8 protein-coding genes are annotated in these 21,409 nt (G+C 54.9%); all 8 read right to left on the bottom strand.

All coding sequences use genetic code 11. The features are described 5' to 3' along the window. Positions 1-165 precede the first annotated feature (165 nt). Entirely contained in the window at positions 166-738 is a 573-nt protein-coding gene (locus VB741_RS12135) for a flavodoxin family protein (protein WP_323365444.1), read from the bottom strand. A gap of 137 nt (positions 739-875) precedes the next feature. Continuing rightward, entirely contained in the window at positions 876-1,949 is a 1,074-nt protein-coding gene (locus VB741_RS12130; protein WP_323365443.1) for a cold shock domain-containing protein, read from the bottom strand. 265 nt (positions 1,950-2,214) lie between these two features. Further along, a complete protein-coding gene (locus VB741_RS12125) occupies positions 2,215-11,790 on the bottom strand; it encodes a hypothetical protein (RefSeq protein WP_323365442.1) in 9,576 nt (3,191 codons plus the stop codon). Positions 11,791-11,861: 71 nt separating this feature from the next. Then, a complete protein-coding gene (locus VB741_RS12120) occupies positions 11,862-12,407 on the bottom strand; it encodes a hypothetical protein (protein WP_323365441.1) in 546 nt (181 codons plus the stop codon). A 111-nt stretch (positions 12,408-12,518) separates the two neighbouring features. Beyond that, complete coding sequence (locus VB741_RS12115; RefSeq protein ID WP_323365440.1) at positions 12,519-12,842, bottom strand: hypothetical protein; 324 nt, start codon at positions 12,840-12,842, stop codon at positions 12,519-12,521. A 59-nt stretch (positions 12,843-12,901) separates the two neighbouring features. After that, positions 12,902-16,795 (bottom strand): hypothetical protein, encoded by a 3,894-nt coding sequence (locus VB741_RS12110; protein WP_323365439.1) that lies wholly within the window; start codon positions 16,793-16,795, stop codon positions 12,902-12,904. Positions 16,796-16,806: 11 nt separating this feature from the next. Beyond that, positions 16,807-20,172 (bottom strand): LamG-like jellyroll fold domain-containing protein, encoded by a 3,366-nt coding sequence (locus VB741_RS12105; protein ID WP_323365438.1) that lies wholly within the window; start codon positions 20,170-20,172, stop codon positions 16,807-16,809. 514 nt (positions 20,173-20,686) lie between these two features. Beyond that, positions 20,687-21,226: a hypothetical protein gene (locus VB741_RS12100; protein ID WP_323365437.1), complete on the bottom strand. Its 540-nt coding sequence runs from the start codon at positions 21,224-21,226 to the stop codon at positions 20,687-20,689. Between the last annotated feature and the right edge of the window lie 183 nt (positions 21,227-21,409).

Raw genomic sequence — 21,409 nt, 5'->3', positions numbered from 1 at the left:
CGTTACCGCCTCGACGCTCACGGCGGCGGCCTAATTCCTCCTAAGCTGATGATACCCTCATATGCTCACCTTCAAGAAGTTGAAAGCTTCTGTATCAACTGATACGATTTGAATTTATAATTGCTGGTCCAGAACAGCTGTGGTGGTCAAGTCAAACCCCATGGCTTAAGCCACTTTTTGGGCTATGGTCACCAATCGTTGCCCATAGCGTTGGGCCGATTCTAGATCGCCGGGGTCCACCTTGGGGGCGGCACCGCTCATATCCAGGTCACTATTGCCCATGACGCCCATAAAGGAACCCAGACGATTCACACCGCTTTCAGGATTGGTCATTTCTGCTGCGCCCACCCAGAGCATGCCATGCTGGGCGGCATTGATGGCCAGGTACAGGAGTGTGCCCTGTTTATCTCCACTGGGGGAGGAAGAGTGGGTAAATCCACCGGCAATTTTGTCTTTCCACCCCTGGTGAAACCAGGTTTCACTAGCGGCATCTAAAAAGCACTTAAACTGACCGGCAACACCGCCCATATAGGTGGGGGAGCCAAAGGCAATGCCATCGGCGGCCTTTAGGGTGGCTAGGGTGGAGTCATCTTGCCAACGCCCGTTGACGATTTGTTCGCCAGTAATTCTGAGCAGATGAGGAGTGCCGCCAGCGGCTTCTACACCCTGGGCCAATGCTGCGGCCATCTGATGGGTGTGTCCTTGGCCGGAGAAGTAGACTATTGCGATCGCAACCATAGTGAGCCTGGAAAAACAACTACTCTCAAATTCTAAGTTCGAAAAAAACGAACTAGTGATTTACCATGTCATGATTTCATTACATGCTGGATGATGGCATAGGTGTCAAAGGTCTCTGTTGGCTGGCAAAGAGGAGCCTATAGAATGCGAATATGGTCGGCATAGGCTTTGCCCTCGGTGATGTGGGCCGTCACCTCCACTTCTACCCCCAGGGCTAATTGGCAAAATACCTCATCGTTAATATACTTTTGGTGAAAGAGAATGTCTTTTGACCCATCGTGGGGGGCGATATAACCATGAGAATTACTCTTTTTCAGCTTAAATAACAATTTTACGATCCCCTGTTTGGTGATCGACTGAGGAGATGTCGAGTCAACTAGCGGTGTTTTAAGGGGCTGGAGACTGCCTGTAACAACAAGCTGATCCTCCCATGGGGATGGGAATAGATCGGACGATGGCGGTGGGAGAGAGCTGGGCTCATTGCCCTTGTCAGACATTCTCTCTAGGAACTTCGAATTGTTCTCTAGAGATTGTTTGAGGGTTTCTGTATTCTCTAGATTTCCTGTCTGTTCTAGGGTGTTTTTTTGTGGCTGGGGTGCCTGTTGCAGCTGATTATTTATCTCTGGAACCGGGTAGAGCGTTGCTCCCCTCTCAGGCTGCCTGCCTGGGTTGGGCTGTGATTCTGTTGGCGATTCTATGGGAAATTCTGCTGGTGATTTTGGGTCAGATTGACCCAGTAGATTATAAGGAGCGGCAATTGTCTTTTCTGACGTCCAGCGAGCCTTGGGGATGGCTGCTGTGGAGTCAGGGCGAAATAACTGCTGCTTCAGCTCCTGTACAGCTGGACTCGGAGAATAGGTATAGTCGCTAAGCAAGACCTCGAAATTCGATGAATTGCTGAGTCGATTGGAATCTGGGTTCAGAGGTGGTGTGGGACGCTCGCTTTCCTCAGCCTCAGCTGCCGTCTTTACGGTGGCGACTGGTGTATGGAGCTGAGCGGGTGCATGGGCGTGGGCTGCCGCCCCATGATCGGAGACGAACGGGTTGACCGCAGGGGCGGGCGAGCCGTGGGGACTAGGAAGGAGATTTTGCCGAGCTGATGGTAACCGTTTGAGGATCAGTGAATCTTGCGGGCGACCTTTGGAGCCGCGAATCTGAGATAGTAATGCCCTCAGCCATCGTAAAAAACGCCGTATGAATTGCCGGACCATGGCACCTTGGGTAATAACAGCCGTAAATTTACATCCTACTCTACCCATGCCCCTGTGCTGTCCAGGATTAAAGATAGGCGGTTAGTTGGGTGCATCCCAGGTTTGCCATGAGCATAAATACTTAAGACTGTATCAGATATGCTGAAAGCATAGTCGTGCAGTTTAGCCCTGGAATGCCTTATGGACTTATCCAAAGCAGAGCACAAGACTGGCGGAGCCGGGGTGGCCCATCAGCTTAGCGACATCGCCAGTCAGCCAGTTTTATCTAGGATGTCGGCCAGTTAATATCCCCTTGCCGAATGTATAGCTGCTCGATCTTTAGCAGGGGTAGCGTGGCATCGACATCTAGGCCCGAGAATAAATTTAGGGTGAACTGATAGCGGCCCTGGTACTGCGGAGCTTCTACGGGATGATTATCTCGCCGCCAGCGTTCAATTTCATCCGACAACGCGGTCACAAACTGGTCGGAGATAGTCGTGGATTTTGCGATCGCAATCCGAGGCGTTAGCAGCACCGGCACCGTCGAGAACAGTTGCTCATCGGCCACCGTTGCCACGGCAAAGGCATAGCGACAGTCTAGCCGCAGACCATAGGCTTGGGGGGCCGCATCTGGTAAAACCGTCTTAAATAGCTGTTGTAAATGGGCCGATACCGTCTGCCGAGGGTCAGCCGATAGCGCCGCAATATTCCAGGGACGGCGATTGACCAACAGCGGTGTCACCCAGTTACTAAAGCGCACTTGGGGCGTCTGGAAGACAAAAGCAGGATTGGTCGGGGCAGCGGACACCAACTGGCGATTGCGGGTTAGCCAGATCCCACTCCAGGCATTTTGCTGGGCCAGAATATCGCGATCTTGGATAATCAGGGTGCGATCGGGGATGGACGATTCACCATAGACCGGGTCCAGAGCAGCCTCTTCGGGTGATTTTTCAACAAATTGGTAGAGTTGTTTTTGTACAGTAGGACTGGAGTCTTGCCTTATACTCTCTTCTAGCCGATAACCGGGCAGCAGTACCTGGGGCAACATGACTGGATCAACAACGCGGACAGGAGCCTCAATGGTGACTTCCTTCCGCGTTGGTTGCCCCGCTAAGACCGGTGGATCTTCTTCATTAATGGTGTAGTCTACCCCGGTGGCCCCGCTGTTGGACAACACTGGCGGCTGCCAGATCGCCCATTTTTCGGCCACCTGGCGGACAGACTCGGCAAAGTTAGTGATAGCTGTTGTGGCCGCTCCGTTAGCGTTAACGACTGCTATTTTTTGAGCTGTATCCGCCTCAGCCAGTTGCTCAAAAATCTTTTGAATCTCCGGGTATTGCTGATTGAACCGCACTAGGGCATCAAACAGGGTTTCTGCGCTGCTATCTTCCACAATGCCCAGGGCGGCAGGTGCTGGCATCCCCACCAAATTGTAGCGCACATCGCTTTCCAGACTATCCTGGGCGACATCCAAGTGCTCATAGGTGTAAACGTATTGCCACTGGCGGACGTTGGCCAGATCGTCGCCGACCGCATCGGGGTCTAGCTCGGCCTGTTGCAACACCAAACTGGGGGGGATCGGATAGGTGCGCAGGGGAATGGGAATCTGCACATGCCCCAACGGATCGGGGTCATCCTGGACAATAAAACTCAGCCAGTCGGATGCCTGGTAGCCATCAATGCCTTCAACAGACTTGATGTTGTATTCCAGCTCATTACTCTTGAACGTCAGGTTGAGTTCGATATCCTCATACTTGTCGGGATTTTGAGTATCAAAAAAGAAGGTGAGATAGGTACTGGGCTGGGTTAGGGAGACTTTAGATGGGGAGAGGGTAAAGTCTAGAACAGAGAGATCGGCAATGTCGATTTTTGTGGTCGCATCCCGAGCCCCGATGAGGGTGGGCTGACCCGCGAGCCGCACCGGGAAGTCACCTGTATCGGACAGATGATCGGTGTTGGTGACGGAGACATTGTACTGAACGATGGTCTCGATGGCATAGGCGGCCGCCAGGTTTATTTTCAGTTCTTGCTTGAGGGCCTCGGCGGCCGCCTGTATATCAGCTGGTTGGGGTGGGACAGGGAGATCTAGCAGCGATACTACCTGGGCACTAATAGCGTCCGCCAGAGCATCCTTGGCATCTAAAATCCTATCCACCTCTGCTGTGGCCCCTAGGCGCACCGCCGGCATGGAGACTTTGGGCGCGAGGAAATCTTCTACCGCCTGCAGGAAGTTCTGTCCCAGCAGGTTGAGGTCAATGGCATCAAAGCGCTTAGACTCATTCTCGCTGAGGTTGACCAGGCCAGACATCAGGGTGTTGGCCAGGGGTTTGGGGGCAAAGAACAAGGGGTTGTTGGGGGGAGCCGCCGCCGCTATGTTGTAGGTGAGGCCTCCCTGGCCCAGGCGCACCGCCCAGATGGACTGGCTCGGGCCGGTGGGGTCACCGGGGAAACCGGGGTTACGGTTGTCGCTGGTGGCTAGCCGCAGTCCAGCAAAAGTCTCCTGGAAGTCTTGGGCAAAGCCTGCCAAGCTGGCGGATCGGGCATCGTCCTCCATGGTGTGGGGCGATAGGTAGGCGGTGGATTGCTGGACCGCTTTGGCTAACTGTTGTTGAACCTGCTCTCGTTCACCCTCGAGTGTCTCCTCAGGAACCAACGTCTCGGCAACCAGCTCTGGGCTACGCTGTAGGGTGACCTGTACGGTCACGGGGAAAATGAGCTGCTGAGGATAGACGGGGGCATTGCTGCCGGTGAGGTCAAAGGAAATCGGCACATCTAGGGCATAGGGAGGCACGATGAGACTCGCGCCGGGTTGGAGTAGGGGGAGAGTTTGGGTTGCGATCGCAACCTCCGCCAAAGAAACCTTGCGACTCAGCCGTTCGCGCAGCTGCTGCACCTGGGCCTTGAGCAGCGGATCGGCTGGGTCGGGGGCACCGGCCACGAGATCTACTAGAGCCTGACGAATCTGTTCAAAGATCTGGGTGAGGCTGTAGAAAGTCTCATGTTGGCGAGTGGCGACATTCACCGTCACCGCACTGAGGAAGGGCTGCACCTGAGCCTGGAGGCCAGGGGGCACACCCCTCCCATCTAGCGTCAGCCAACTTTCGAGGGCAGTCTGGAGGGGGACTCCCGGTTGAATCAGACCCACCAGGGTTTGGTTAGTGGTGACCACAGCCTCAAGCTTAATCTGCTGCTGGGGGGCATTCGCCCAGGGCTGGTTTAAGGTGGTGACCAAATCTGCCAGCTTGGCGTTGCCAGCACCGACCGTAGCTTGGGAGGGCAGATCCTGCCCACCGAGGTTGAGATGGCCTGGAATATCCAGAGATATGCCCGCAGTCAAAGCTGTCTCGGTCGCTAGGGCGATATCCGCCACCGTCAACAGCTCGGCATCCAGGCCAATGGCGATGGTTTCATTCCCCAGCGCCGCTTTCACCCGATCGCGGATGTCTGCCAGGCTGTCGTTGACCCGATACCTATAGGCCAACGGTACTGGCAAGGTCACTTGGGGACTCAAATAGTCACCGCCGTTGGTCGGTTGGCCGCTTTCCAAGTAGTCCACCAAGGCGATGATCGAGACATCAGCGACGGGCAGCTGCTGGTCCAGGCTGGCGGCGATCTGCAGGGTGAGTTTGCGTTTGTTTTTTTGCTCCTCTAGGGTTTCGTCCTCGCTCCCCTGACGCCTGACAGCATTGAGCTGTTGGATCAGGGTCTCATTGGATAACACGGCATTCTCTACCACCCTGTTCCCGCTGCCGTCGAAAATCCGCACATGGTAGACCTCCAACTGGTTTACGACCACCACAGAGAATGTCCCGCTGGCCGGCAGCTCCTCCTCCTCGGCCAGGAGAGTCAGGCTATACTCGGTAGCCGCGACAATCTCCGCTAGGGTATTGCCAGGTTGGGTAGTGTAGTCAGCCTTGCCGGGAATGGAAATCCCCAGCTGATCCTGCACCAGCCCTGCCCGATGGCGATGGTACAGGGCCAGCGCGTAGACTCTCTCGGTAATCTGGGCTGGGGTAAAATCGGGCGTCGTCTGGGCAGATAAGATCGCACCCACCGTCTCCAAGTCTGCTAGCAACGCCTCAGCCCGCAGCGCAGCTAGCGCTATATCTTGTAACCTGTCGCCAGCGCTCAGATCTTTTTCCACCAGTATTTCGAGCGGCGTTCCAACTGTCCACAGTCCTGCTTTCTCCTGATTTTCCGTAGCCAGATCCTTCACCTGCAGACGGAAGTCAGTGGCAATCGTCCCAAACGTTTCCCCCGACTGAACGAGGTGGGACAACAGCCTTAAACCTTCTAGAGTCGATAGATAGCGATAGACCTCATCGACAAAGTCCGGCAGCTGGGGCTTTGTCCTGCCCGGATCCGCCCGGTCCAAAATTTCCGTCTGCACCGGGTCGGCCCCCGCCAGCAGCACCGAGGTTTCCACCGTTGCCGTCACATCGGGCTGATGGATCTGATAAAACACCTGTTGATAGGTCTCACGGGCGGCGCGGGTCTTGCGCTGAACATCGTCAAACCGGCTGCCGGGGGTGGCACTATACTGACTGGTATCCAGCTGCAGTGACAGAGTGAGCTTGGCGGTTCCCCCAGCTCCCGGCGTAAACCGATAGCGCTCCATCAGCGCTGGCCACTGGTTTAGACCCAACAGCGGATCAAAATAGCGCACGGGCAGTGGCGGCGGTTCAAACTGCTTAAACACGTTGCCGTAGAGATCCCGCCATTCGAGTTGCAGCGTGGCGGTGGCCCCCACCCCTCGATAGGGATTCATCGTGGGGGAGGGCAGTGGGGCTGGCGGACCTGCGGCCGACACCGCCAAGCCATACACCGGTATGACCCGCTCGTACTGCCAGGGCAGTTTTTCGTCAGTGGGGTCATCGCTGGCTGGCCCCATGGGCAAACCCTCTGGTGTAGCCTTAAAGAACTCATTGGCCAACAGCCGATATCCCAACAGCTGATAGAGATTTTCCAGTTCATCCTTGGCCGTGCCATTACTGGAGTCCACCGAGATCGCCGGACGCGTTAGCTGGACCCCTAAATGGCCCGCTGGCATCTGCAGCACCTGCACCGGATCGGCTACCTGATTCTGTGCATCCACCCGCGTCGCCAGCAGATCGGCTTGGGCATCACTCAGGGGCGTTGTCACCTGCACGCAGTTGTGAAACGGTTGCACCTGTTGAGGTTGGTTGGCCAACTGCAATGGATTAGCCACATGGATCACCAAAACCAGCTCCGCCGCCACGCCGTCGGTAAAGAGAGCTGCGGGCAACCCATCGCCGTCGGCTGGCCCATAGGCCAAATAATAGCCCCCCGAGTTAACCGTGCTGCATTCCCAGAGCAGTTGCAAAAAGGCGGTCCCGTCTTCGTCGGCCCCAGGTAGGGCTGCCCGGTAGGTTGTCCCTGGGATGTCTGCCGCCGCCGCTATACTCAGAATCCCAATGCCACCCGAGGACTGGCTGCGGGTGGAGAGATTTGTTTTTAACAACAGCACATCGGCATGGGAGGACTCCAGCTGGGCAGTATCTGAGTTGAGGTACAACAGCTCTAAGGTCGGTGTTCCCCCTTGAGTGCGAACTGCCTCCAGCAGATCCTTCCCGACCTCATCGGTGCCCTCCAGCTGATAGACATTGTCTGCCCCTAGCCGCCGCACGGTCACCTTAAGCTTGGTAGACCACGCCACGAAAGCATTGGCCAGCGCTGGCGCTCCCTGAGCCATCGCATCAGCAAGGCTAAAGAAAATGTTTGGCGCTGCCGGGAGGGGCTCAGCCTGTGGGTCGGGCTGTATATAGGCGCGCAGATCTGCCGGTAGCGTCCACAATGTCCCTCCTGGTACCACCACACGCTGCCGCAGGGTGTACTGCCGCGGGGCAGGCTTATAGAAAGGCAGCAGCACAATCTCTTCAGGCAGGTCCGGAGCAGACCCCGGCGCCGGCAGCTGCTGCAAAAATGTTTTGTCAGACGGGCTGAGAACGTAGGTGAGACTAGTCCCATTGGGCTGAATGGGTGGAGTCGCTTCGCCGTAGTCCAAAAATTGTATCCAGGGGAGCCCGGTAGGATTGCTCAGCTTAATTTTGTTGAGCGTGGGGGTGATAATTTCCCTGGCCGTTTCCCCTGTGCCTTCTGTCGAAGTGGTGGTAGCAATATTAAATTGTTGACCCGTTGCTACGTAGAGGGCCTGGGTGGCCCAAGTCTCAGGAGCGGACACCACGACAGGAGGGGTCATGGGGTCGGGGAGGATGGGCAGTCTTAGCCCATGGAGGAAGTAGCGAGAAGCGGTCCCGGCGAGGTGGTTAAAGGCGCCATTCCGATTCAGGGCATCCAACACATTCTGAACAGACTCGACCGGGACGGGGGTATTGGCTTCTCGGGCGGCAGCAGCGCGACTTTCGAGATAGTCAATGGCACTTTGCAGCCCAGAGCGAATCAACAACAGAAAGTAATCGGCGAACAAATAGTCCGCCAGGGAGAGGCGATCCGTTCCGGCACTGGTTGGATCCGCTGAGCTGCCAGGGGCTGAGCTTTCAACGGCGCTGCCGGGGCGGACCTGGAGTGCTTTTAGATAGTCTTTGATCTGTTGAATTTGATCGAGGCTGCGGGTGAAATGACTCGCTTGGAAATTAATCGGCCCAGCGTCATTGATGGTCATCGCCAGCGGCGGCACCATGGGAAAGAAGGTGCCGTCTAGCTCGCTCTGGGCGGTGATGCGATCGCAAATCTCAAAGACAAAATTTTCTGCCAGGAACAGATAGAGCTGGCCTAAAAAATGGGGAATATGGTTGGCGGTTTCAAATTCGGCAATGAAGCGATCGTAGAGGGCTTCCCAGTCGGCTAGGGCCAGCGGCTGAGTGGCGTCAATGGGTCCATAGTTGTGGAGCGTCCACAGCAGCAGCGCCTTCACCAGCTGATCAAAATCAGTATCGAATCTACTAGCATTGTCAGCAAATTCGTCGGGGTTATCCGAACGCATTGAGTTTTCAATAAACAGGAGTCCCACCCCGGCCACCGTTTGATCAACTCGGGTGAAGCCTGGCTGGAAGTAAAGGTCAATCCGGCTTTGTTCCTCGGACAGGGGCAACTTTACCGCAGCCCAGGGACTCCTGCTAGCAGTAATATCAGCGGCAGCGCTCGTAGATAAGTTCGCTGGAGTCTCATCGGGTGCGGTGAAATCCGCCGTCTCAAACGTAGCCACCTCCAGGGTCCTAAAGGCCATGGGTGTCACCATCTCTGGCCCCATGGCCTCAACTTCAAGAGCTTCGGCTGCAAAGGCCTCAGCTGCAAAAGCAACCGGCATACTAAAAGCGGCAGGCGCAAAACGAGCACCAGCGGTGGCGGGTGGAGCCCCCAGCTTCCAGGGGGTGGGCGAAGCAGACCCCAGCGTAAAGGATTGACGCAGCGTCAGGCTAAAGGAGAACCTCACCCGCACAAACAACACCTTGATTGAAGCCCGCACCGACACCTCAGCTTCGAGGACAATCTGGGTGGGCTGATAGGCTTCCACCACAAACAGCACCGTCGCCCGGATCAGCACCTCGACATCGACGCTGATCACCCCAAAGTCAACGACACCATAGAGGCGACCCACCAGGGAAACACCCCCCTGGATCTTAAAATAATCATCGCTAGCCACTGCCGGGTCGCTGGGGTTAAACCGAGCCACCACCCCTTGAATGACGCCATGGATAGTAATGCTAATCTCCGCCTTGAGCACGCCCTTATTAAAGGTGCGCCCCAGGCCAATCTTCAGACCCAGCCCAAACTCATAGACCGGGCTAAAGGTACCATTGCTAATCACGGGGGTACTAGTAGCGGTCTCAGCACTTAGCTTGGCAAAGTAGAAACCGCCAAACCCCAAGATCGGAAAGGGTCCAGCAAAACCTTGGATGGCAAAGGAGCGGGTAAAGTCTCCCTTCCAGGGAAAACCAAAGTCAATAGCAAAATCACCATTGGTGTAAATATCCACCACTATCACCGGCAAGGTGACCGCCAGTGCCCCCACATCAAACTGGCGCATGGCTTCGGGCATGGCTAGCTCAACGTGGTAAACCCCCACCGTATCGCTGACGCGGCGATAGAGAATCTCGAACTGTAGCCCCGCAAACAGCTTGGCCTTGGCCCCATAAAGGCTAATGCGCAGCCCATAGATCAGCGGATCGTTAAAGATCACGCTCATATCCAGGGTCTCCATGACGGAGAACTGTGCCCCCAGCAAGATACCGCTGTTGGGGTTAAAGACAATCGGGCTGCTGCCCGCTGGCAGTGTGATGGTTGCCGTTGGATCAATACTGACCGGAGCCGGAGACGGCAACCGGGCCTGCAGAGCCGCCAACGGATTTTGACGACGCTGGGCCGGAGGCAGCACCCCCATAGTTTGCCGCAGCACCGTCATCACCTGGGTAATGTTGCGAGCCCGTGCCACAATGTCGGGATGGAAGGTGACCCGCTGACCCACCGCCAAAAATTGTAAGTCAAAGACCTGGACACCTTGACCGGGAATGTTAGGAGGATTCTCATTGACGGGGTCCCACGATTCCGTTGTGACCGGCAGCCCCGGAATCACCAAATTGAGACTAATATTGGGACGATATTGGGCTGAACCGGGAACTTTCTCGTAGGCAAGCCCAATGCCAGTGATCTTGAAAAGACCCAGGTCAACCGGTAGCCCATAGCTAAAGGTAAATCGACTGTTGGTGAGATCAATACTCGCTGTCAGCTTAGTGAGATCGATATTTTCTTTACCAAGGCGATCCCAAGGGGCATCCAGCTCAAAGTCTTCTAAACTCGGATCAAACAAACTGACAACGTAGCTAATTAAGTCGCCAATATTGACCGTGCCTGAAAAGCCAAAATCGATTTTCTCAAAAACTCTGCCAGAAACGGTCCTCTTGCTATAGAGTCCCGTGAGACCAAACGATTTAATCTTAATTGCAAACCCAATGCGTTTTTCAGCAGTGCTTGGCGGCGGCGGTGCTAGCGACTGCGAAAACTCATAGAAAATCGAAGCTTTAACCGTTTTCTCAAATAGCTCAATAGAGCCAGCGACTCTGCCCGCGATGCCGGTCTTTGTCCTGACTAGGCTCCCGGTGGCGTTGCGGCTTTCTGTATAGTTTCTAATATCGGCGCTGGCCACCACGGTGATCGGCTCACCCGCAATGGTAAACCCCCAATTGATCGCACCATAAAAACGGTATAGAGACCGAGTCGTTGCGGGTGTGCCTGCTTGAGCAACAATCTTTTCCTGAATAAGTTCCAGTTCCAGAGCCTGGATAGTAAGCTGATCTAGACCAAAATCGGCGGTTAATTGCCCTTCCCCCAGCAGGCGATCAACCAGGGGCTTTAACTCAAGATTGCTGGCCTTCGCCAATAGTACCCACTCTCCCCTGGCCGGGGTCGTAGTCACAATCCGACTCACAGACAGGGAAAATTTTCCCTGAGCACCCCCCGTAAACCCGAGGCTAAAATCCCCCCGTAGAAAAAAGTATGTCTCCTGGGGAGATTTCTTTAGGGAAACGGAGACTTGATCGACGCTAAACCTTAAAGGGGTACCACTGGTCTCTATTTCCAAAGACCAGGCATTGGCAATACCCATTTTGAAGGCATAGGCCTCCAAGGCAGGACGCATTTCCAGAGATAGCTCTGTAATCGTCAACGACCGCATGGAGGCCAGGGCCTCGATTTTAAACACATCCTCAAGCAGCGCCCCAAGCCGTAATGTCTGTCCCGGTGGCATCCCCCCGCGATAGACTATTGCCCCCTGGTCTATCCTCTCCATGGAGAGGGTGGCGGTGTCTCCCCCTGCGGTGAGTTCCACCACCACGCCGACCGTGGGCCTGACCGCTGTTTTTTTAGTCAAAGATGATGACGTCATAGCCCTGCTCTCAATGCCTCAACCGGTGGTATCGCGCTGCTCAGACATACCCATTCTTCATGGGCTAGGTCCTAGATGCCTTCGTTACTAGCCTTGAAAAACAGTCCTTTTAGTTTTAAGCCGGTCTGGGGATCGCCGAACAAGACGCCAGCATCACCGATCCAAGTGGCGGATAGACCGATGGTATATCGGGTATCGCCCCGCTCTGTCGCAGGAATTAGCACTAGTGGGTCGGCAGGGGTGGCACCTACTCGATGGGTGGGGGGCACCTTGACGTGGAATTGTTGAATCGCCAGCTGAGCGTTGAATAGCAGGTTAACAATATTTTTAAGTACCTCTATATCAGGTAAATCCTTAATCTCTGCTATCTTCACTACTTGTCCGTTCCTAGTTTCTGTCCTAATCTCCAGGAAGCTATCGGACTCTACGTTGAGAGAATCGAGGATACTTTTGAGGTTTTCACCTACGCCACCAATCTCGACCGTCTGGTCGGGGGGGAGGGCTACTTCAATACCCTTGGTTCTAATTTCTGTAATGGCGGTCTGGGGTTCGAGGGAGATTTCTTTTCCCCCTAGTTCTAGCACCATACCAAAATAGACTTGGGAATCAGCAGGCATAATGAATGCTCCTTAAGAGAAATACAACAATAAACAAAGCCAGACCGTGAAAGAATCATAGGAGCGCCCAAGTGTAGTCCCTACGCGCCCCTAGGAAAAAACCAAGGTCGCCTAAGACGAGTCCGGCAGGTTCTTAATGATGATCTTGAGCTTAATGACCAGCGGGTTATCCGTTGAGGAACTGCCCTCTAGGGGATTATTTTTTAGGTTTTTCCCAAAGTTAAAAGGGAAGAAATCCAAGACACCCTCGGCAGAAAAGTCGGCATCCTCCCCGTTGCCCCGCCGAACTTTGACCAGCGTATTCCAAATGTTCGCCAGGGGACTGCCACTCGGAAATAATAGCTCGGGAAACTTGGTTTTATACTCTCGATTGATTGCCCCGATCAGTTCGATAATCGGAGTAGTGACAGCGTTGAGGATCTCTTCTATAGTCATTTCTTTAAGGGAGAAAAGGAGGGGAAGGGGAAAGATAGCGTGTTCTGATTTTTTGATGGCTAACGCCGATTCGGGGATGGGTTGCCGGTTGAGGCGGGTGGAGCAGGTTCCTTAGCGTAGGCGGCATACCAGCCGATGGGCTGATCGCGCCCCTCGCTGTTGCCAAAAATCAGCAGTTCGGTTTGGCCATTGGGGGGCAACGACAGCACCAGCAGCTTCAGGACAATGGCTTTGAGCTTGAGTAAGTAGGTGGACTTTTCAGGGTTATTCTTCGCCGGATCAAACAAAAATTCGGCGGTTTTGAAGGAGAATTTGATCACGCTTTGGAGGGGGAAGCCCAGCACATCACCGGAGAGGCCGGGCAGTTTTATGCCTACGTATACCTGGGGCTCAGGGCGGGTATCTGCCGCTGGATCAGGGTTGGGCAGCCAGAGAATGACTAAACTGGACACCAGCTTGGTGACACTGGATAAGGCCCCGAGGCTGCCCAGGTCGATGTCAAAGGACAGGCCATACCAGGCACCGGCAAGCGGCGCTTTGCCCAAGGCAGTTTTCACATCCAACACACCCTTGGGTTTACCCTGACCTTGGATAAAGCCCTTGAGGGTAATGGGAAATTTGGCATAGAGGCTGGTGGGCCGAAAGCTGTTTTCACCGAGGGTCTTTCCTGGTTTGCCGGGCTGAAAGGTCAGGTCGTCGGGCACAAAGGCAAAGGTACGCTCTTTGTTGTTATTGCGAGGAAAGGACAGGGTCACCACCAGATTAGAAGCGCTCAAAAACCGCTGATATTTGATATCGTCTTCGGTGGGTAAGTCTTCGCTAGGGCCAAAGGAGAAGGCGTCGAATTTGTCTAGCTTACGGAAGCCTAGGCGGATCCAGAACGAAAAGCGACCGGTAATGGTGGGATTGTCTCCCTCGGGGATGGGCGCAGAAGCAAATTGGGCTTTGATGATGTCAATGTAGTTGAAAATAGCGCTGTTGGGCATCAGGAAGCGGTTGTTGCCGCTAAAGCTAAAGGCATAGGTGGGCTTGCCGTTGTGGTTTTCGGTGCTGCCCTGCAGCGTGATCAGGTTGCGCCCACTGAGATTGTTACCCTTGGCATCTTCTTGAAGCTGGGTGCGTTCGCCAAATAGTTTATCTATGGTGACGCCAATTTCACTGTCAAAGTCGGTAATGCGGGAGTTTTCAAACAAGGCTCGCAGGCTTAATACCTGAAAGTTATAGCCAGATGGGTGAGCGGTGGGTGCGTCTTGGTTTTCATAGTCGATCAGGGCAAATAGGGAAGAGGGCTCGGCCACTAGGGAGCTGCCTTCGGTGCGGATGGGCGTATCGTTAACGCCGACGTACTGGGCGAAGAAGGGTTTGTTGATGCCGCCAGCTAGGGTCTCTAGGGCGGGGGGAAACCCATCGGTAGGGGGGACGGGAATATTGATGCCCAGGATGCCAGACCAGTTGGGGTTGCGGGCAATGTTGGCCAGGGGGGCGTAGCGTTTGCGGATTTTTGGGGGCGTAGCGTCGGTGTCCAGTGCGATCGCAAGTTCCAACTTAGTCCGCAGCCGCTGACGCACCTCAGCCACCTTGGCCTCATCCCCCACAAAGGTGGCCGCCTGGGACCACAGGCTGGGCTGTTCAATCAGCTCCAGCAGCGATTTATTGTAGTACTTAAAGAGCAGCACACTGTCTGGTCGCCACAGCAATTCGCCCGCGTCATTCACCGTATCCAAAGAAAAAGTCCAGCCATCGATGGTGAGTTGAGTGATGGTCTGAACCGGATTATCAGGGTCATTAAAGGAGGATTTTAACGCCTCCGCATCATCGATAATGAGCAATAGTTGATTGGCCTGGAAGGCGCTCCAAAGGGCAGAACCCCGTTCAATATTTTGAAACTGAAGAAACTGATCCTGATCGTTTTTGCTAGAGCGGGCCAGCACCAATGCCGTCATCTCGCTATAGTCTTCCTTAAATCGGGCTAGCAGACCCTGGGACGTGGTGCCGCTCACGACAGCCTCGGTACTGGCGGTCCCGACACCAGCAACAACATTAGCCAGACTGAGGAGGCTCGGTCCAGTCCCATTGGCAAACCGCACCCCCAACGTTTGCGCTTCTAGCTCTCCCTGGCGCTCGTAATGCTGCTGAATCTGAGCCCGCCGCAGCGGATTGATCACCTGGAGTTCTAGTTCACGACAGTCGGCAATGCCCGCTGGCAAACTACCGTAGGGAAACATTGGAAATGGGCCAGGGATGGCATCGTCTAACGCCACTAAGAGATCTGCTGCTGGGACTTCCAAAAAGTTGAGCAGATCTATATGGGTAGACGGTTTGTAGAGCATCGACTGGTCCGGCTGTGCGTAGTACACGGGGGTAGCGCTGGGGTGGCGCACATAGGCCCAGGCCGTCGTTGCGCTGGGAGTTAAGGCGACGGGATCACCGGCCGGAGCAGCACCGCCGCCATCATCCTGGACCCGACTGGCCCGCAGTATCCCTTGAAACCAATCTTCCAGGTCACCCAGGGTTGACAGTTGATTACTAGACAGCAGCCGCAGCGATTCCTGATCCTTCTCGGGTAGCCGATATCCAGTGGCGAAAAACTCTCCCAGCAGGGTATTGAGGATGGACAAAATTTTCTCAGCCCGACTTTCTCCCAACAGGTCAGTCAAACTGCTGTACCTGTTTAGGGGCGCTGTGGGGAGGGGGCGTTGGTCAGGAAAACCAATCAAATCTCGCAGCCGCTGGATCAGGCCCTGACTGGAGGTATAGCGCGGGGCAAAGGCTGGCTGGCTGGGGACAAACCCAATGGTGTAAGTGCCTGTCTCCAATAGCTTGATGTACTCGACTCCAGAGAGACCACACATGAGATTATTGCCATAGTCGGGGCGCTGCCCGAGGAGATTCTCTGGGTGGGTGGGGGCGGCTAACGCAAACTCGCCCTGGGGTAAAAGATACAGCCCCGCCGACTGTGCCGCTAGGTCCAAACTGGACCCTGGTTTGGGCGCAAATACCAGACGACTACTGGCCTGGGGCGTGAGGTATACGGTGTAGCCCAGATTGGTGCGATAGCCCGAGGGCAGACTGGGAAAGGTGCCGTCTGGCAGCGAGACAAAGCTAAAAAAGCTGCGATCGCAAGTCAGTGGATCCCAGCAGCCTTGCAGGGTCACCCCATGCTCTGGGTAGCGCTGGGCGGCGGCTTCATCCCAGAGGGGATAGCGCAGGGACTGGTACAAAACCCCGGCTCCAAACAGTTCGGCATCACTGGAAAACAGCGGATCGACAAAAAAGAGCCGAAAGCCAATATCCAGGGCGGCTAGTTCCCCATAGGTAGAATCGCTCCCATCCTCCGGTCGGGTCAGGGTGAGGGCAAACTGCCAACTACCAACGGACTTGCCTCCAGTATCTGTCAGGGCTATTTGGAGGGATGTCCCCACACCATCTAAGCGCTGATCTCCATAGTCCGTGGTCAGATAGGCCCGTTCGGTGCTGCATACAAAGCCGGATTCGCTATCAGATTCATCGGGGGCAATGGTGGCTCTCCTGGGAATGGTCAGGGCATAGCCACCCAAGTCAAAGGCCGCCAGCCGACTGACCCGACTGTCGGCTGGCGCGCCGTCCACCGAAAGACTTTGGAACTGCCACTGGGCCAGGGACTCGTCGGCATTGCTCAGCCACAAAAACCGCACTTGGCCATAGGCCGGAGAGCGGCGGAGTTCTAGGAGTTGCGATCGCACCATCCCCAAATCCCTAGGCCGCGCTGGCAAAAACAAATAAACACCCGTTGCGATCGCCCAACTCGCCGCCAGACTGAGCGGGGGAACCGCCATAGCCGGATCGGCCGCCAGATCCACAAACAGCACCTCAACAGCAGCGGGCATCGTCCCCTCCTCGGCACCAGGAGCCGCGCGCCCATTCACCCAGTGATAAAACCCGGCCTCTAAACTCTCAAAGTGGGGAGTTGCCATGGTAGTTCCCCCTAAAAGTAGACCCGATCGCCCTGCACCAAGGGGAGATCGAGCGCTGCCGCATGATGGCCGAGATTTACAAATCGATAGTCCCCAGCATTGTTCACCCCCTCATGGACCAGTCGCTGCAGCCGCCCCCGCAAAGACGCATGCCCATAGCGCTCCGCCAGCTGTCGCAGGGTTGTTCCCACGGGCACATACTCCGGCTGTTCCTGTACAAAAATAGCGATCTCCGGCACCACGGTGGCCCGTCCTCGGAAATAGGCTAGGGCAACGTTGGCGGGCGGCTGACTGCGGGCAGCACTGGGTTTGATGTAATAGTCCGCAGCCTGTTGCAGAGTATTGAAATCATCGGCCCCCACCAATATGGCCACCCGCTCCGCCCCAACCCGACCGCTAGCAGCCAAAAACTCATCGGGGTAGACCAGCTGATAGAAGGGTTTACGATAGCCCGGTCGCAGCAGATCGATCAGACCGCTAATCCCCGAATTGGGACCCTCCAGGGCAACCGGCACCGCCGCCAAAAAAGGATCAAAGCTCAGATAGTCTCCCTCGGCATCCGTTTGGAGAGACAGAGCATAATGGGCCATCCCGCTGCTGACAAAGCCAGTTTCAGCCGTTTTGTCCACCGGATGCACAAACTGGTAGTTTTGGTACTCCACCCGCAGCCTCATTCCGCCCACCAGATCCACGGTCTGCCCTGTGTAGCCATAGGTAAACTGCAGCCCTTGGGCCAGCGCCACTGGCAACCGTTCGGCTAGGCGCTGCCGCACCAGGGCAAAGCTAGCCGCTCCCTTGGCCCGGGCAGACAGCTGCCGCAGAAAACTGTCGTAGTCGGTTTTAACGGTGCTAGCACTCTTGCCAGCTAGGTCTAGGGTTAAGGTGGCCTGGGTGTCGGACTGCTCCAGCTGCAGCAGTCCCGCTGTCAGAGGGGCGTTCTGGCTGAGCACGGGCGGCAAGAGAGTCTTCTGGCTGGTGGGAGGCCCCGCATTCTCGGCAAAAACTAGGGAGAGCTGATTGTCCAGGGGGATCCCGTAGAAATCTTTTTCTGACTGGATCACCGGCGCAAAGATGCTGTCAGCATGGGCAGTCAGCTGCGCTATGGCCTCAGCCAACAGCGCATTGGGCGTCGTGGGTAGGTCAAATAGGGTAAATTCTGGCAGGCGGAGAATCCGTTCCCGACCAAAGGTGTCCCGCCAGGGAAACCGACTGTTCACCACCGCCATAAAGCCAGCGCTGCTAAGTTCGATCAGCACATCCAGGCTCATCACCTGACGACAGCCCGGTGTGGGGCACATGGTCACCTGGTCGGCCACAGAAATGGTGGTTCCTGGCTGATAAATTGGCCCCAGGGTGAGGTTAAACGGCAACTCAAATAGGGTGGCACTCCGCAATAGAAACCGATTTGCTAAACGTACGCCGTAGAAGCCTAGGGACTGTCCCAACCACTTCCCCGTCAGCAGTATTCGGTCTTCGTCCACAGCCCGAAAAGAATCTTGCACATGTTCAAGGACTAAGTCCAGGGAGGTCAGCTTAAAGTCTGTCTTGAAGTCAAAGGGTCGATCAATCCCTGGCAGATCGATCTCAGACTCTCGCACATCGGCGACTAATTCCCACTGGGGACGACCGTTAACGCGATCGGACTGGAGTTCAAAGTTATTCACCTTGAGCTGTCCCAACCCTTCTAAACGCAGATTTAAGGTCTGTCGAGGCTGGGGCACCAAGGGCAAAAACTGCTCCGGCTGAGGCGCAGCCCCCTTCGGCACTAGGGTGAATGTATTGGTCCCCCACAGGGTAGCTGCGATCGCACTTGTGGACTCTACAACCCAACGAGTAGGACTATTTTCTCCCGCAGCCCTAGCCTTTTTCCAGGACAGGGTAATTTGATCAAACTGAAACTGCGGGGTAGCTAGCCACTTCTGATCGGACTGAGCAGCGGTGGCCAAAATCAAGCTGTGATCGTTTTTATAGGCTACCGTCGCCGCCAGCGTCCGATCCAACGGCGCTGGCAGCAGAGGCAGCAGCTGCAGCTCACCAGTGGTCACCACATGGGGGTAATATTGCTGGCGCACTTGCTCTGGGGTGAGGGCCTGACTGTACACAGCCACTCGATAAAATTCTCCCTCCCAGGCGCGTCGCGTGCCCTCAAACTTAAATTCATTGGCGATGGTGAGTTCGAAGTTCTGCCAGTTACTAAAGTCCCCCTCGACCCGAGCAGACTCCACCAGTTCACCATTGAGATAAAAAGAGACTTTGGCCCCATCGGCCCCACTGACAGATCGGGTGAATACTAAATAGGTGGGCTCTAGACGCACCGACCCTGCCGGAGATTGCAGAATTTCCTGTCTATTATTTCCGCTTCCTATCCGACCATTTTCATCCGTCATGGTGGTGCGCAGACGGGCAATGTAGCGATCTTTCTCTTGGGCAATCAGAAAATTGCGCTTTTGGTCATCCGAGGTAGACGACAGGGTAATCAAACGGGCTGGTCCCTCCTGTCTGTTGCTGGTGGGCTTAAACCACAGGACCACCGACAGTTCCCGAGTGGCCTGACAAGCCTTGATTAATCGCTGCGTCGGTCGCGGCTGGGGTAGGGGCTGGGCTGGGCGCAGGGGAGCAGTTGCGATCGCAGCTCCCCGCTTAGTCGTTACAACACCCTCTGACCAAGACACCAGTTCAGGGGTATAGACCGTCAGGTCGATGGGAGGTTGCTGCCCAGACGTATCTCGAATCAGGCCGCCGGGATCGGCCTCAAACGTATATAAAATCTGCAGCGCCTCCCAGGAAAACGGCGCTGCCGAACGCACCGTAATTTGGGTCTGCTCTAGGACGCCCACCTGACCTACAGGCACTTTTGACCCCGCTGCCGCAAACACCAATGCTCCATTGTTCCAAGCTGGGGAAAGGGCCACGGGCTGCACCAGGGGATCAAACAGGACGATAACCTTGACCCCACCGGATAGGACGACCCCAGAAACCGTTTGGGTAAAGGTGATATCTAAGTCCTGAAAAGCTACGTGGCCGCTGGCGCTGACACCGAAGGGAGTCCCTTGGAGCTGACGCACCGTCAAGGTAAAGACTGGCTGTCCGGCCACATTGCCGACGCCGACGGAAATATCTGAAAAGGCAGGGTTAGGGGCTGCTGGCAAGGCGGCCAATACCACATGTCCTACTACGGCTATAGTTGTTATTTCTGGCGTCGACAGGCTGCCCTGGATAGCAGTCCACCACTCTAATGGTGTAAAGCGAGTTGTGGGGTCAGATAGGTTATAAAACTGAATCTGTTGTTGACTAACTTGAAAGCCAAAATGCCTGGAGTTACCTACCACAGCAGGATCTGTCACCACCAAGCGACCTTGGCCAACCACATCTGACATAAACTGCCCTCAATAACAACGAGGAAAAGAATCAATAACCATGTCCATCGCCCTAGCGATAGCTAAGCCGATGATGAACGAATGCTGTACGTATGTAAGCATATCGGCGGATCTTGCCAAAGCAGTAGCGGCACCATAATTCTTCATGATTTGATCCCACAGGTCTGGGACTGAGCCGAATAGCCTATATGTAGTACGAAAACTTAGTAGTACGGAAACTCAACCCCACATTCCGCCCTTTGAAGTGTCACACTCAGGTATTAACGATCGAACCTTTTTCGGGCAAGGGTTTCATCGCCTTATAGTTCAAACAAACTACAAGGCGTCGATTCTCAATTAAGGCTGATTATTGATAATTTTGTCAGAGAAAATGGCTGTGATCCCTGTTGCTTCATTTAAATACTCAATGTGCCAGTTGGAAGTGCGGAATGTAGGCTCAACCTGAATTATGCACTTTTTGCAACCTGTATTTTTCTATCAATTCTCAATAGCGAGTCACTATTGCGGTGACTAGTTACAGATTTTTATCATCAGCGACAGAATCATCCAATGGCAGCAGTTCAATCTCTTCAACATCGAGAAACGGCGACACCAGAATAACGGTTTCAGGCACTTCATTCTCGGCCGGTATTCTCATCTCAGCCACCTCAACTCTGGGTTCCTGAGGCTCATCGGATATCACATTATTGGTATTGTCAGATAGATTCACGGACTCTTGAACACCCAAATCATTTGGAGAACTCACAGCTGTTGTGTCGTCAGGCTGTGACTTCGAATCATCCTTTGTGTCACCGACAGTCACTGTGGTGTCAGTCGCTGCTGTTCCGTCAGACAGCGCCCCATCGTCTGATTTAAGCAGGTTTACCTGGGTTTCAGTTGTACCCAGGGGCTGATCCTCCAATGGGCCAGAAACCGTTTTGGTGGCCCCGTCAGTCAATGTTCCCCGTTCCTGGGTTGGGGAGGGTGGAAATGCTGCATCAGACGTCTTGCCACAGGCAACACAGGTCACGATGACAGCTAAAAGCAGAAGGGGCGAGTAATTATAACGTTTCATACCTTTCCACACCTTTCTCAGGGAGACCATGGGGCTATCAACAGTATTAGTTGATATATCGTAACTACTCAGGCTGGGGTAGGAGAGTTATAGGGTTTCCAGAGAACAATCCCATGAGGGCATCCAGAACGTTATGCCCCTGTTTGCGTAGAGTGGATAGGTAACCGCGAATACGGCAGAACA

Source organism: Leptothoe sp. PORK10 BA2, from assembly GCF_034932105.1.
Lineage (GTDB): Bacteria > Cyanobacteriota > Cyanobacteriia > Phormidesmidales > Phormidesmidaceae > Leptothoe.
Note: the sequence above shows the minus strand (reverse complement) of the source record. Positions and strands in the feature narration are given on the sequence as shown.

What these genes read in the sequence shown, in the direction of transcription:
- VB741_RS12135 (WP_323365444.1), bottom strand. Translation starts at nt 738, where the DNA reads ATGGTTGCGATCGCAATAGTCTACTTCTCCGGCCAAGGACACACCCAT.
- VB741_RS12130 (WP_323365443.1), bottom strand. Translation starts at nt 1,949, where the DNA reads ATGGTCCGGCAATTCATACGGCGTTTTTTACGATGGCTGAGGGCATTA.
- VB741_RS12125 (WP_323365442.1), bottom strand. Translation starts at nt 11,790, where the DNA reads ATGACGTCATCATCTTTGACTAAAAAAACAGCGGTCAGGCCCACGGTC.
- VB741_RS12120 (WP_323365441.1), bottom strand. Translation starts at nt 12,407, where the DNA reads ATGCCTGCTGATTCCCAAGTCTATTTTGGTATGGTGCTAGAACTAGGG.
- VB741_RS12115 (WP_323365440.1), bottom strand. Translation starts at nt 12,842, where the DNA reads ATGACTATAGAAGAGATCCTCAACGCTGTCACTACTCCGATTATCGAA.
- VB741_RS12110 (WP_323365439.1), bottom strand. Translation starts at nt 16,795, where the DNA reads ATGGCAACTCCCCACTTTGAGAGTTTAGAGGCCGGGTTTTATCACTGG.
- VB741_RS12105 (WP_323365438.1), bottom strand. Translation starts at nt 20,172, where the DNA reads ATGTCAGATGTGGTTGGCCAAGGTCGCTTGGTGGTGACAGATCCTGCT.
- VB741_RS12100 (WP_323365437.1), bottom strand. Translation starts at nt 21,226, where the DNA reads ATGAAACGTTATAATTACTCGCCCCTTCTGCTTTTAGCTGTCATCGTG.